Origin of the sequence: Ruegeria sp. MALMAid1280 (genome assembly GCF_049195285.1) — a bacterium.
Lineage (GTDB): Bacteria > Pseudomonadota > Alphaproteobacteria > Rhodobacterales > Rhodobacteraceae > Ruegeria.
The window spans coordinates 151,004-164,237 of sequence record NZ_JBMIRT010000041.1 but is presented as its reverse complement, the minus strand read 5'-3'; the positions used below and the strand labels follow the sequence as shown (position 1 = coordinate 164,237).

Below are 13,234 nucleotides of genomic sequence, written 5' to 3'. Positions count from 1 at the left end.
CGGGCATGGTCCTGATCCGTTCCCTCGCTGCCTGCCTGTTTCTGACGCCTCCTGCGATGGCGTGTGATCTTGCTTTGGCATTGGCGGTGGATGTGTCCGGGTCGGTCGATACCAGCGAGTACCGGATTCAGATGGATGGCCTGGCCGCTGGACTGCGCGACCCGCTTGTGTCCGAGGCATTGGTGCGCGGTCAGGCGCAGGTGATGCTGGTTCAGTGGACCGGAGCCTCGCGCCAGAAGGTGACGATCCCGTGGACCCGGATCGACAGTTTCGACACGCTCGAGCGGTTTGCAGATCAGGTTGCTGCCGACCCCCGCGTCTGGCGCAACTTCTCGACCGCAATTGGCGAGGCGCTTGAGATGATCCTGTCCAGCTTTGACAACGTGTCCGAGTGCAAACGGCACCTGATCGATATTTCGGGCGACGGGGTGTCGAACGAAGGGCTGGAACCGTCCGAGGTCCATGGCGTGTTGCGCACTAGGGGTATCACGGTCAACGCCATCGCAATCGAGGAAAGCGAACCCGACCTGACTGCCTATTTCTTTGAAAACGTCATCGTTGGCGAAGGGGCCTTTGTCGTCTCGGCCGCCGGTTTTGCAGACTATCCCGAACGGATCCGAAAAAAGCTGTTGCGCGAAGTGACCCAGCAATCCGCCGCTTTGGAGTGAGCGCCGCAGATTCGTGATCACAAAGATTGCGGCTTTGGGACGCTAACATTGATTTGACTGTATAAGTTTTGTGATCACGGTAATATTTTGTGTGATCACATTGTTTCGAAATCTGCGGTTTTGTACTCATTTTACCTGTTTTTGCGCCCGCAGCACGTGACAGATTGGCAAAAACAGGTAAAACGACGGGTAGCCAACGAAAGAGGAGCCGACATGGCCGATGTCAATCGGGGCAACCGCCCGCTCTCGCCACATATAATGATCTATCGCCCCCAGATGACGTCCATGTCTTCGATCATGGTTCGTCTGACCGGGATCGGGGTGTTCGCCGTTGCCATTCTGGTCGTCTGGTGGCTGCTGGCCGCATCGACTTCGGAAAGCGCATTTGCGGGGATCGACGGTTTTCTGCGCAGCTGGTTCGGTGACCTCATCCTGACGGCTGCGACCTGGGGACTGTGGTATCACACGCTGGGTCGCCTTCGGCACGTCATCTGGGATTTCGGCTACTGCCTTGACATCGAGACCGCCGAGAAACTGGGGCTGGGCATGTTCGTTGGTGCGACCGTCCTGACCCTGATCACCGTACTTGCGGTTTAAGGAGACGGCACATGCAATATCTGACTGACCGCAAGCGCGCGCAGGGTCTGGGCGCAGGCAAATCCGGTACACTCACCCATTGGCGGGTCATGATTCGGGCGATGATCCTGACCGTGTTGATTCCGGTTTTCATCTTCACCTTCGGCGCTGGCATTGGTGGAACCCACGAAGAGGTGGTGGCCTATTTCAGCCGTCCGTTCCCGGCGCTTGTCACGGCGCTCACTCTGGTCGTGGGCCTGCTGCAACTGATGTACGAGGCGCAGGAAGCGATTGAGGACTATGTGCACGGGGTGATGGAAAAAATCTCTCTCGCGGCAATGTGGGCCCTGGGCTACACGCTGATGGCGGCTGGGCTCTTTGCCCTGGTCAAGCTGGCCCTGTGATGATGCGCGGTAAGGAACAAGAACAATGACAGCAGCATATGAATATGAAACCCACGAATACGACGTTGTCGTCGTAGGTGCTGGTGGTGCAGGTCTGCGGGCGACGCTGGGCATGGCGGAACAGGGCCTGCGCACGGCTTGTGTGACCAAGGTTTTCCCGACCCGTTCGCACACGGTTGCGGCGCAGGGCGGCATCGCCGCATCGCTTTCCAACATGGGCCCGGACCATTGGCAGTGGCATATGTATGACACCGTCAAGGGCTCGGACTGGCTGGGTGACACCGACGCGATGGAATACCTCGCGCGCGAAGCCCCCAAAGCGGTCTATGAACTGGAGCACTACGGTGTGCCTTTCAGCCGGACCGAAGAAGGCAAGATTTATCAACGTCCCTTCGGTGGCCACACCACCGAATTTGGCGAAGGCCCCGCCGTGCAGCGGACCTGTGCCGCCGCCGACCGGACCGGCCACGCGATCCTGCACACGCTGTATGGTCAGTCGCTGAAGAACAACGCTGAGTTCTACATCGAATATTTCGCCATCGACCTGATCATGTCCGAGGATGGGCAGTGTCAGGGTGTTGTCTGCTGGAAGCTGGACGACGGCACGATGCATGTGTTCAACGCCAAGATGGTGGTGCTGGCGACCGGTGGCTACGGCCGCGCCTATTTCAGCGCGACCTCGGCCCATACCTGCACCGGTGACGGTGGCGGCATGGTGGCCCGTGCGGGTCTTGCGCTGCAAGATATGGAGTTCGTTCAGTTCCACCCGACGGGCATCTACGGATCGGGCTGCCTGATCACCGAAGGCGCGCGTGGTGAGGGCGGATACCTGACCAACTCGGAAGGCGAACGGTTCATGGAGCGTTACGCGCCTCAGTACAAGGACCTCGCACCGCGCGACTATGTCTCGCGCTCGATGACCATGGAAATCCGTGAGGGTCGTGGCCATGGCGAAAACGGTGACCACATTCACCTGAACCTCAGCCACCTTCCCGCCGAGGCGCTGGCCGAGCGTCTGCCGGGGATTTCGGAATCGGCGCGCGTGTTCGCGGGTGTCGATGTCACCAAGGAACCGATCCCGGTTCTGCCGACCGTGCACTATAACATGGGCGGTATCCCGACCAACTATTGGGGTGAGGTTCTGAATCCCACCGCCGACAACCCGACCGGAGTTGTGCCGGGCCTGATGGCCGTGGGTGAGGCCGGGTGCGCGTCGGTTCATGGAGCCAACCGTCTGGGGTCAAACTCGTTGATCGACCTCGTGGTGTTCGGCCGTGCGGCTGCAATCCGGGCGGGTGAGGTTGTTGACGCGAAAGCGCCGAACCCGGTTCTGAACCAGGCGTCGGTCGACAAGGCATTTGACCGCTTTGACGCGGTCCGCAACGCCAGCGGTGCAATTCCGACCGCCGATCTGCGGCTTGAGATGCAGAAAACCATGCAGGAAGACGCGGCCGTGTTCCGCACCGCCAAGACCATGGCCGAAGGCGTCGAGAAGATGACGGCAATTGCCGCCAAGATGGACGACCTGAAAGTCACCGACCGCTCGTTGGTCTGGAACAGCGACCTGATGGAGACGCTGGAGCTGACCAACCTGATGCCGAGCGCTCTGGCCACCATTGTCGGGGCTGAGGCGCGCAAGGAATCCCGCGGTGCCCACGCGCATGAGGACTTCACCGAGCGGGATGACGAAAACTGGCGCGTTCACACCGTGTCGCGGGTTGAGGGCAACAAGGTCGACCTCAGCTATCGTCCTGTCATTGTCGATCCGCTGACCACCGAAGACGAAGGCGGCATCAGCCTCAAGAAAATCGCGCCCAAGGCGCGGACGTTCTAAGGTGAACGATGCACCTGATCCGTTATGTCGGACGGGCGCAGCGAACGATAGGAAGTGAAGTTGGACTCAGTTGCAGCAACAAGGGGACTGCCCCGGCCAAAGGTAGCAGTTGTTTGTGCTTCAAACCCTCGGAATGCGGGTATGCACAGTGTCGACTCTGCGGCGGTTTCCTTTTTTTCTCAATACGACTGCGACTTTGATCTGCTTTGTGCTCAACTGCCTGCTGGACGAAAAGGCGCAATAGCAGGTCGCAATATCTCGTTACTGGAAAACAGGTCTCAGCTGGATGACTACTCGCACATCGTGTTCTGGGGAGATTTTCTGAACAACCCTGTTTACGGGGCTCAGGATTTCTCGAAGAAAGATACAAGGCTTGGGTTTTCAGCAAGTCTGGATGCCGGTTACGAACGATGGCAGGACCTGTTCACGTTCCGTGACAACCCTGCTCAGGCCCGTGTCGTTTCTGTCGGGAATAATTTTCAACATGACTTCACGCGCCGGCGAAATAAGTTCGTTCCGCCGCTACAGCGCATGGCCCAGGAATTCACAGCGTTTCTTCCGCGGGATCCGTTTTCAACGCGGAACCTTTCGCGCTTTTTTGAATTCGGAACGTTAAACAAAATCCGTCAAGGTATGGACTGCGCATTCCTTCTGGATGGTCGCAAAGGCGAAACTGAAAACACGTTTTCATATTTTTTTGGGCGCTCGGGATTTCAGGGCATCGACACGCTGATTTCTCAGATAGAGGCAGCGACAGGCCTTAAACCTACCCACGTTGAGAATTGGTTCCGCCTACAACCACACAACGCGGATTCCGAGTTCGAAAAGATGCGGCAAAAAATTGCGAAGTCCAGGTTTGTAATTACGGATACCTATCATTTTGCCATCAACAGCTTTGTTCTTGGCGTGCCGGTGATAGGCATGGGCCGCACCCAAACAATGCAACGTGGCACAGGGGGTGATTTCAAGAAGCGCACCCTTTTTGAGATGCTCGGTCAGTCGGACCGGTATTTCGAAGCTCTGGATGAGGACGACGCAGCGTTTTTTTCCAGGGTTGTCGAGCACTGCTTTGAAACTGACCTGATCCTGCGGGATAACCCTTCACGTCTGTTTTTGATTGATGAATTGCGGCAAAAATACAGAAGGGATGTAGCTGAGGCGGTGTTCGGATGAACAGACTTCCCGGATCAGCTCTTCGCCCGCTTGCCAAAAAAGCAGAGCCTATCGCAATGAACCTATCAACGTCTATGGTGTAGAAATGGTACAACTGACCCTCCCCAAGAATTCGCGCATCACGACGGGCAAAACCTGGCCCAAGCCGGAAGGCGCGACCAATGTGCGGAAGTTCCAGATCTACCGCTGGAACCCGGAAGACGGCAAAAACCCGCAGCTCGACACCTATTTCGTCGACATGGACAGCTGCGGGCCGATGGTTCTGGACGCGCTGATCAAGATCAAGAACGAGATCGACCCGACCCTGACCTTCCGCCGGTCGTGCCGCGAAGGCATCTGTGGCTCTTGTGCGATGAATATCGACGGGATCAACACGCTGGCCTGTATCTATGGCATGGACGAGATCAAGGGCGACGTGAAAATCTATCCGCTGCCGCACATGCCGGTGGTCAAGGACCTGATCCCCGATCTGACCCACTTCTATGCCCAGCATGCCAGCATCATGCCGTGGCTGGAAACCAAGACCAACCGCCCCGCGAAAGAATGGAAGCAGTCGATCGAAGACCGCAAGAAACTGGATGGTCTTTATGAATGCGTGATGTGCGCCAGCTGCTCGACCTCGTGCCCGAGCTACTGGTGGAACGGTGACCGCTATCTTGGGCCCGCCGCGCTGTTGCACGCCTATCGCTGGATCATCGACAGTCGCGATGAGGCCACGGGCGAGCGTCTGGACGAGTTGGAAGATCCGTTCAAGCTGTATCGTTGCCACACGATCATGAACTGCGCCAAGACCTGCCCGAAGGGTCTGAACCCGGCCAAGGCGATTGCCGAGATCAAAAAGATGATGATCGACCGCGGCGTTTAAGCAACGTCCAAAAGACAGCACTTGCCGCGTTGCGGCGAGTGCATGGCAAGTTTGCAAAACTATGCAATGCAAACTGTCCTGTTCAGGTTTAGCTTGCCGGCAGGGAGGAGTGATGGAACCGAAACGGGATCGCTCCGATGCAAGATCAAAAAGCAGAAAACACCAAGGCAGCCGAAGCTCTGGCTTTGTTGGAACAGGCTTGGGCCTATTACACGCCAGAGGCAGTACAGGTTTCCGACGAGCAGCACGAACCTGAATTGTTCGAATACGCAAACGCAGCCTGACGCTTGAATTTACGCAGAGATTGGGCAATGCATAGACATGCCCATTCTGTTTCTTTTACTGGCCGCCGGCGTGTTCGCCTATTTCATCTGGCGGTCGCGGACGTCCTCTTTGACGCGCGATTGCCGATGGCGGCAGCATCGTAAGGAAGGTGTCTGGATTTGCGCCTATTGTGGGGCGCGGCAAGAGGGGGTGACCTCTCCGACAACCTGTCTGCAGGGCAAACAGTAAACAACAGGGCGATGTCACGCCCTGTTTTTGTTTATGCGGCGTCGGGAAAAGCGGCCTGCAGGGCAATCTCGATCATGTCGCCAAAGCTGCTTTCGCGTTCCGACGATGCCAGCGCCTCACCGGTTAGCAGGTGATCGGACACGGTTAGAACGGCCAAAGCCCGGCAGTTGTGGCGTGCGGCGAGGATGTATAGCTCGGCGGCCTCCATCTCGACCCCCAAAATGCCGTGCCGCACCATCTGTTCGTTCAGATCGGGGCGTTCGTCATAGAAGACGTCCGACGAATAAATTCCGCCAACATGGGTGGGCGTACCATTGGCTTCGGCAGCCTTGGCTGCGGCTTGCAGCAGGCCCCAATCGGCGCAGGGCGCAAAGTTCAGCTCTTTCAGGATGCCGCGCGATGGTGTGCTGAGCGTGGTCGAGGTCATTGCCAGGATCACATCGCGGATTTTGACGCTGTCCTGCATTCCGCCGCACGAACCGATGCGGATCAGGGTTTTGGCGCCATAGTCACGGATCAGCTCATTGGCATAGATCGACAGGGACGGCATCCCCATGCCGCTGCCCTGAATGGTGACCGGGTTTCCATTCCAGGTTCCGGTAAAACCCAGCATACCGCGTACGTTATTGACTTGCTTGGCATCTTGCAAAAACGTCTCTGCTGCCCATTTCGCCCGATAGGGATCACCGGGCATTAAAACGGTCTCAGCGATTTCACCTTTTTCGGCACCGATATGAATTGTCATATTTTTATTTCCCGTCAGATTTCAAAATCCGAGATATCCGCCCCGGCATTCAAGGCATCATGAACCCATTGCGGTTTGCGCCCGCGGCCCGACCAGGTTTGTTCCGGGTTGGCCGGGTTTTTGTATTTTGCCTTGGTTTTAGAGGCCTTGGCCGGTTTTGCTGCGCCTTCCGAGAGTTCCGAAAGAGAAAATCCAAATTCGGCAGCGGCTTTTTCAGCGGCTTTCAGCGCCTCTTTACGTTCGCGTTTTTCTGCGCTTTTGAGTGCGCTTTCCACCTGATCACGCAATTCCAGCAGTTCTTTGCGCGACATTTTCTCGAGGCTGATCGCCATTTCTTTCTCCATTCCGAAAGCGCCACGAATGGGCGTAATGGCCCACCGTAAGTTCACATTCGGTTTTTATCTATCCCTTTCTCAAAGGCAATGGATTTGGAGGAGGCAATGAAAAAGCGGCCGTTATTCGGCCGCAATGTTTTGTGGATCGACCAGAGTCACGATGTCGCCCATGATTGCGTTCAGCTCAAAATTCTTGGGTGTATAGATTTTGGAAACACCCATTGCACTGAGTTTTTCGGCATCCTCATCGGGAATGATCCCGCCGACGATCACGGGAATATCAGTCAAACCGGCCTCGCGCAGGCGGGTCATGACATCCTGAACCAGCGGGATATGACTGCCGGACAGGATCGACAGACCGATCACATGGGCCTTGTCCTCGATCGCGGCTGCAATGATCTCCTCGGGTGTCAGGCGGATGCCCTCATAGCTGATATCCATGCCGCAATCGCGGGCGCGGAAGGCAATCTGTTCGGCGCCGTTGGAATGACCGTCCAGACCCGGTTTGCCGACCAAAAACTTCAGACGGCGGCCCAGCTTGTCGCTGACCGCATCAACGGCGGCGCGCAGGTCGTCCAGACCTTCGGTCTTGTTCGACACCGAACCCGAAACACCGGTCGGTCCGCGATAGGTGCCGTAGACCTTGCGCATTTCCTCGGCCCATTCGCCGGTGGTCACACCGGCTTTGGCGGCGGCAATCGACGGTTCCATGACATTGGCCCCGGTTTGTGCTGCCGCGCGCAGTGCAGCCAGAGCCGCCGCAACGGCTGCGTCGTCACGCTCAGACCGCCATTCGTTCAACCGCGCGATCTGTTCCTGTTCCACCGCCGGATCGACGACCATGATACCGCCATCTTCGGTTTGCAGCGGTGAAACCTCGCCCTCAGTCCATTTGTTCACGCCAACAACGACGGTTTCATTGCGTTCGATCCGGTTCAGGCGTTCGGCGTTCGAATCGACCAGACGCGATTTCATGTATTCGATCGAGGCAACCGCACCGCCCATCGAATCCAGGTTGGCCAATTCGGCCCGCGCGCCCTCTTTCAACTCTTCGACCTTGGCGTCCACGGTCGGGTTGCCGTCAAACAGGTCGCCATATTCCAGCAGGTCGGTCTCATAGGCCAGGATTTGCTGCATCCGCATCGACCATTGCTGATCCCACGGGCGGGGCAGGCCAAGCGCTTCGTTCCACGCAGGCAGCTGCACCGCGCGGGCACGGGCCTTTTTCGACAGGGTCACGGCCAGCATTTCGATCAGGATGCGGTAGACATTGTTTTCCGGCTGCTGTTCGGTCAGGCCCAGCGAATTCACCTGAACGCCATAGCGGAAGCGGCGGAACTTGGGGTCTTCGACGCCGTAGCGGTCTTTGAGAATCTCATCCCACAGGTCCACGAAAGCGCGCATCTTGCACATCTCGGTGACAAAGCGAATGCCGGCATTCACAAAGAATGAAATCCGGCCACAGAGCGCCGGGAAATCCTCGGCCGGGACGCGGGGGCGCAGTTCGTCCAGTACGGCGATGGCGGTGGCCAGCGCATAGGCCAGCTCCTGCTCGGGCGTGGCGCCGGCCTCTTGCAGGTGATAGGAACACACGTTCATCGGGTTCCATTTGGGCACGTTGGTATAACAATACTCGGCCACGTCCGCGATCATCTTCAGCGACGGTTTCGGCGGACAGACATAGGTGCCGCGGCTCAGGTATTCCTTGATCAGGTCGTTTTGTACGGTGCCCTGCAGCTTGGACACGTCCGCGCCTTGCTCCTCGGCCACCGCGATATACAGCGCCAGCAGCCAAGGGGCCGTGGCGTTGATCGTCATCGAGGTGTTCATCTGCTGCAGCGGAATTTGGTCGAACAGAACCCGCATGTCGCCCAGATGGCTGATCGGCACGCCCACTTTGCCGACCTCACCCCGCGCCAGTGTATGGTCGCTGTCGTAACCGGTCTGCGTCGGCAGGTCGAAGGCCACCGACAGGCCCGTCTGACCCTTGGCCAGATTCCCACGATACAGCGCGTTTGACGCCTTGGCGGTGGAATGACCGGCATAGGTTCGGATGAGCCAGGGGCGATCTTTCTGCGTCTGCGTCATAACGGGACCTCGTGCTGTGCGTGGGCAAGAAAATTACGTTCAAGCGTTCTAAAGCGCAATTTTCGGGATATGTCAATTCGCTGCATCGCGGCATATGTGGTTCTTCAGATTGTAGGTGTCACGGTTTGGTGGCAGGGTGCGCGCATGACTCAGACCGTGGAGCTTCCGCTTTGGCTGTTTTTGCTGATCCTGGTGTTTGCCGCGGTCACGCTGGCCTCGCATTTTCTGTTCCCATCGGTGCGCTGGTTTTTCCGCCGTCGTCTTGAGCGCGCGGTCAAACGCCTGAACAAACGTCTGCAGCGGCCCATTCAACCGTTCAAGCTGGCGCGGCGCCACGACATGATCCAGCGGCTGATCTATGACCCGCAGGTCGGGCAGGCCGTTCAGAATTTTGCGCGCGAAGAGCGCGTGCCCGAGGCCGTGGCCTTCGAAACTGCCCGCCGTTACGCGCGCGAGATTGTCCCGTCGTTTTCAGCGGTGGCTTATTTCAGTGTCGCCATTCGTCTGACCCGGATGCTGAGCAATGCGTTCTACAATGTGCGGCTCAGCTATGTGGATGAAAAGGCCATTGCGGATATCGACCCAGATGCCACCGTCGTGTTCGTCATGAACCACCGCAGCAACATGGACTATGTGCTGGTTACCTATCTGGCGGCGCAGCAATCGGCCCTGTCTTATGCGGTGGGTGAATGGGCGCGGGTCTGGCCGCTCAGCCGCCTGATCCGGGCGATGGGGGCTTACTTTATCCGCCGAAAATCGGGCAGTGAGCTGTATCGGCAGGTGCTGGCCTGTTACGTCCGCCACGCGACCGAAGCGGGTGTGACGCAGGCGATGTTCCCCGAGGGCGGTCTCAGCCTGACCGGCGCGCTGGGGCGGCCCAAGCTGGGCCTGCTGAAATACATAATCGATGCAAGTGTTCCCGACGGGCGCGATGTGGTCTTTGTGCCAGTTGCCCTGAATTATGACCGTGTTCTTGAGGATACGATCCTCACCAAGGCTGCCTTGGGCAATGAACGCAGGTTTCGCGCTCGGATCGGGGTGATCACGTGGTGGATCCTCAAACAGATCGGACGACGGCTGGTTGGGCGGTATCAGCGATTCGGCGTGGCTTCGGTTCGGTATGGGCAACCTGTTTCGCTGCAGGCGTTCCGCGCGGAACACGAAGACAACCTGATGGCAGATCTGGCCCGCGATCTGATGACGGGTATTAAGGCGGCGATTCCGCTGGTTCCGGTGCCTGCCGCGTGCTGGCTGGTGCGCGAAAAGGGTGAGGTCGCCGAAGAAGACCTGGTGCATCAGATCGATCAGCTATTGCGACGCAACGGAATATCCACGCCTTTGGACCGAAGCGTAATTGAGGCTGGCATCCAACAATTGGTCGAACGGCGCATTCTGCGGCGCGAGGGTGGAAAAATATCCCTGTCAGGTCAAAGGGTTGACCTGCTTGACTACTACGCGGCCTCGGCACCGCTGGGCGCGAAAACGGACATTGCTGCGCACGCAAAGAAAATTTCTGCGCCCGCTGGGTCATAAAATTTCAAAATACACTCAAAATATGTTGCAATATTTCTCTGTGACCAATATTTCATCGGTTAGAGTCCGCGATTCTGCATCGCGGCAATCAGTTTGAATAAAGGAGGCCAACATGGCTCTGGACACCGACAGCGGTATCGCGTCTTACGACGCGCCGGAAAAAGACCTCTATGAGATGGGTGAAATCCCTCCGATGGGGTTTGTGCCCAAGAAAATGTACGCATGGGCGATCCGCAAGGAACGCCATGGCGAACCGGACACCGCGATGGTGCAGGAAGTGGTGGACGTCCCCGAGCTGGACAGCCACGAGGTGCTGGTGCTGGTGATGGCCGCGGGCGTGAACTACAACGGTGTCTGGGCCTCGCTGGGCAAGCCGATCTCGCCGTTTGACGGCCACAAGGCCCCCTATCACATCGCCGGTTCGGATGCGTCCGGCATCGTCTGGGCGGTGGGCTCGAAAGTAACCCGGTGGAAAGTCGGTGACGAGGTTGTCATCCACTGCAATCAGGATGACGGCGACGACGAACACTGCAACGGCGGCGATCCGATGTATTCGGACAGCCAGCGGATCTGGGGCTATGAGACGCCGGACGGATCGTTCGCGCAGTTCACCAACGTTCAGGCCCAGCAGCTGATGCCGCGCCCCAAGCACCTGACCTGGGAGGAAAGCGCCTGCTACACGCTGACGCTGGCCACCGCCTACCGGATGCTGTTCGGTCACGAGCCGCATGACCTGAAGCCGGGCCAGAACGTTCTGGTCTGGGGCGCGTCGGGCGGTCTGGGCTCCTACGCGATCCAGCTGATCAACACCGCAGGCGCCAACGCGATCGGCGTGATCTCGGACGAAAGCAAACGTGACTTCGTCATGGGTCTGGGCGCCAAGGGCGTTCTGAACCGCAAGGATTTCAACTGCTGGGGGCAACTGCCCACGGTGAACACGCCGGAATATGCCGAGTGGTTCAAAGAGGCCCGTAAGTTCGGCAAGGCCATCTGGGACATCACCGGCAGGGGCGTGAACGTCGACATGGTGTTCGAACACCCGGGCGAAAGCACCTTCCCGGTTTCCACCTTCGTGGTGAAAAAGGGCGGCATGGTCGTGATCTGCGCCGGCACCACCGGCTATAACCTGACCTTCGACGTGCGCTACATGTGGATGCACCAGAAGCGCCTGCAGGGGTCGCATTTTGCGCATCTCAAACAGGCAGCGGCGGCGAACAAGCTGATGGTCGAACGCCGCCTGGACCCGTGCATGTCGGAAGTGTTCTCCTGGAAGGAACTGCCCGAAGCGCACATGAAGATGATGCGGAACGAGCACAAGCCGGGCAACATGTCGGTGCTGGTTCAGGCCCCGCAGACCGGTATGCGCACTCTGGAAGAGGTTCTCGACGCCCGCGGTTGAATCGCAGGTAAATAAATCTCTGGCGCCCGCGAATCGGTTTATCGGCTCGCGGGCGCTGCTTTTTGATGCATAGGCTTATTCTTTTCAGTGACTTATCTGCGGTGATCCCGCTGTTTTTGGGGAGTAGAAACCAGTGAATGGCCTAAAAAACATTGCACATGTTATGGTTGTGTTAACCCTTCGTTAACCGTTTCGGAGAGACCCTGATGGCGCAGAATGAGTGGATACTGGACGTGTTGTCGGACCTCAACGCTTTCGCCGTTGAGAACGGTTTGATCGCGCTGGCCGAGCAGTTGGACGACACCAAGTTGATCGCCGCAGCCGAGATCGCGTCCAAAAAGGCTGAGGTACGGACGCCAGCGGATGGGAACAAAACTCGATATGAGCCAAGTCCTGGAGGACTTGGAAAACACCAGCACGCTTGAAGAACTAAGCACCGTTGCTGTCCGATTGCGCGACAGGCTGAAGGTTGAACACCTTATTTACCATTGGGTCGATGGCGCCGGAGATCAATACGGCTATACGACCTATCCCGATGCCTGGGCCGAACGCTATCAAGAGAAAAATTACCACCGGATCGATCCGGTCATTCTGGGCTGTTTTCAGCGGTTTCATCCGGTCGATTGGAAAACGCTGGACTGGTCCGGAAAGGTGGCCAAGGCCTTCCTGAAGGACGCGCAAAGTCATGGGGTCGGAAATCAGGGCTACTCGATCCCGATCCGAGGACCGAAGGGGCAATTTGCCTTGTTCACCCTGAACCATTCTTGCGATGACGAGGCCTGGCAAAAATTCATCGACCGTCATGGCCGCGAACTGATTCTGATCGCGCATTACTTCAACCGCAAAGCGCTGGAGTTCGAAAGTGACCGGCAGCCCGATTCATCCCGCGGCCTGTCACCGCGCGAAGTGGATGCGATGACCCTGCTGGCGCTGGGCTACAGCCGGGCGCAGGTCGCCCATTCGCTGTCCATTTCCGAGCATACACTGCGGGTTTATATCGAAAGCGCTCGCGCCAAACTTGGGGCGCAGAACACCACCCACGCCATCGCCACGGCACTCAGCCGGGGATTAATAGTGGTTTAACAGGCGTACGCCCCGCGA

14 protein-coding genes are annotated in these 13,234 nt (G+C 57.9%); 11 read left to right on the top strand and 3 right to left on the bottom strand.

The features are described from left to right. Positions 1 to 5 precede the first annotated feature (5 nt). From ACOQFT_RS06955 to ACOQFT_RS06925, 7 genes are all read left to right on the top strand, one after another. A complete protein-coding gene (locus tag ACOQFT_RS06955) occupies positions 6 to 668 on the top strand; it encodes a DUF1194 domain-containing protein (RefSeq protein ID WP_421597223.1) in 663 nt (220 codons plus the stop codon). A 213-nt stretch (positions 669 to 881) separates the two neighbouring features. Further along, positions 882 to 1,265: a succinate dehydrogenase, cytochrome b556 subunit gene (sdhC, locus tag ACOQFT_RS06950; protein ID WP_421597222.1), complete on the top strand. Its 384-nt coding sequence runs from the start codon at positions 882 to 884 to the stop codon at positions 1,263 to 1,265. An 11-nt stretch (positions 1,266 to 1,276) separates the two neighbouring features. Further along, positions 1,277 to 1,648 carry a succinate dehydrogenase, hydrophobic membrane anchor protein gene (locus ACOQFT_RS06945; protein ID WP_421597221.1) on the top strand — a complete coding sequence of 124 codons (372 nt, stop codon included), beginning with the start codon at positions 1,277 to 1,279 and terminating at the stop codon, positions 1,646 to 1,648. Positions 1,649 to 1,673: 25 nt separating this feature from the next. After that, positions 1,674 to 3,482 carry a succinate dehydrogenase flavoprotein subunit gene (sdhA, locus tag ACOQFT_RS06940; RefSeq protein WP_421597220.1) on the top strand — a complete coding sequence of 603 codons (1,809 nt, stop codon included), beginning with the start codon at positions 1,674 to 1,676 and terminating at the stop codon, positions 3,480 to 3,482. A 141-nt stretch (positions 3,483 to 3,623) separates the two neighbouring features. Beyond that, positions 3,624 to 4,655 (top strand): polysaccharide pyruvyl transferase family protein, encoded by a 1,032-nt coding sequence (locus tag ACOQFT_RS06935; RefSeq protein WP_421597219.1) that lies wholly within the window; start codon positions 3,624 to 3,626, stop codon positions 4,653 to 4,655. 85 nt (positions 4,656 to 4,740) lie between these two features. Further along, positions 4,741 to 5,520, top strand: coding sequence for a succinate dehydrogenase iron-sulfur subunit (locus ACOQFT_RS06930; protein ID WP_421597218.1), 780 nt, complete (start codon positions 4,741 to 4,743; stop codon positions 5,518 to 5,520). Between the two features lie 137 nt (positions 5,521 to 5,657). Continuing rightward, positions 5,658 to 5,804 (top strand): hypothetical protein, encoded by a 147-nt coding sequence (locus ACOQFT_RS06925; RefSeq protein ID WP_421597217.1) that lies wholly within the window; start codon positions 5,658 to 5,660, stop codon positions 5,802 to 5,804. Positions 5,805 to 6,064: 260 nt separating this feature from the next. Here ACOQFT_RS06925 and deoD read toward each other — a convergent pair whose 3' ends face one another. The 3 genes from deoD to ACOQFT_RS06910 all read right to left on the bottom strand — a co-directional run bounded on the left by deoD (position 6,065) and on the right by ACOQFT_RS06910 (position 9,201). Beyond that, positions 6,065 to 6,778, bottom strand: a complete 714-nt coding sequence (gene deoD / locus ACOQFT_RS06920) for a purine-nucleoside phosphorylase (protein ID WP_421597216.1) — start codon at positions 6,776 to 6,778, stop codon at positions 6,065 to 6,067. Positions 6,779 to 6,792: 14 nt separating this feature from the next. Further along, positions 6,793 to 7,110 (bottom strand): H-NS family nucleoid-associated regulatory protein, encoded by a 318-nt coding sequence (locus tag ACOQFT_RS06915; protein ID WP_421597215.1) that lies wholly within the window; start codon positions 7,108 to 7,110, stop codon positions 6,793 to 6,795. A gap of 123 nt (positions 7,111 to 7,233) precedes the next feature. Continuing rightward, complete coding sequence (locus ACOQFT_RS06910) at positions 7,234 to 9,201, bottom strand: methylmalonyl-CoA mutase family protein (RefSeq protein WP_421597214.1); 1,968 nt, start codon at positions 9,199 to 9,201, stop codon at positions 7,234 to 7,236. A gap of 144 nt (positions 9,202 to 9,345) precedes the next feature. Between ACOQFT_RS06910 and ACOQFT_RS06905 the strand changes: the two genes are divergently transcribed. From ACOQFT_RS06905 to ACOQFT_RS06890, 4 genes are all read left to right on the top strand, one after another. After that, on the top strand, positions 9,346 to 10,734 hold the full coding sequence (locus tag ACOQFT_RS06905) for a 1-acyl-sn-glycerol-3-phosphate acyltransferase (protein WP_421597213.1): 1,389 nt from the start codon (positions 9,346 to 9,348) through the stop codon (positions 10,732 to 10,734). A 112-nt stretch (positions 10,735 to 10,846) separates the two neighbouring features. After that, on the top strand, positions 10,847 to 12,133 hold the full coding sequence (gene ccrA / locus ACOQFT_RS06900) for a crotonyl-CoA carboxylase/reductase (protein ID WP_421597212.1): 1,287 nt from the start codon (positions 10,847 to 10,849) through the stop codon (positions 12,131 to 12,133). Positions 12,134 to 12,339: 206 nt separating this feature from the next. After that, complete coding sequence (locus ACOQFT_RS06895) at positions 12,340 to 12,558, top strand: hypothetical protein (protein WP_170327049.1); 219 nt, start codon at positions 12,340 to 12,342, stop codon at positions 12,556 to 12,558. Then, positions 12,497 to 13,216 carry a helix-turn-helix transcriptional regulator gene (locus ACOQFT_RS06890; protein ID WP_421597211.1) on the top strand — a complete coding sequence of 240 codons (720 nt, stop codon included), beginning with the start codon at positions 12,497 to 12,499 and terminating at the stop codon, positions 13,214 to 13,216. Before ACOQFT_RS06895 ends, ACOQFT_RS06890 begins: the two co-directional genes overlap by 62 nt. Positions 13,217 to 13,234: the final 18 nt, after the last annotated feature.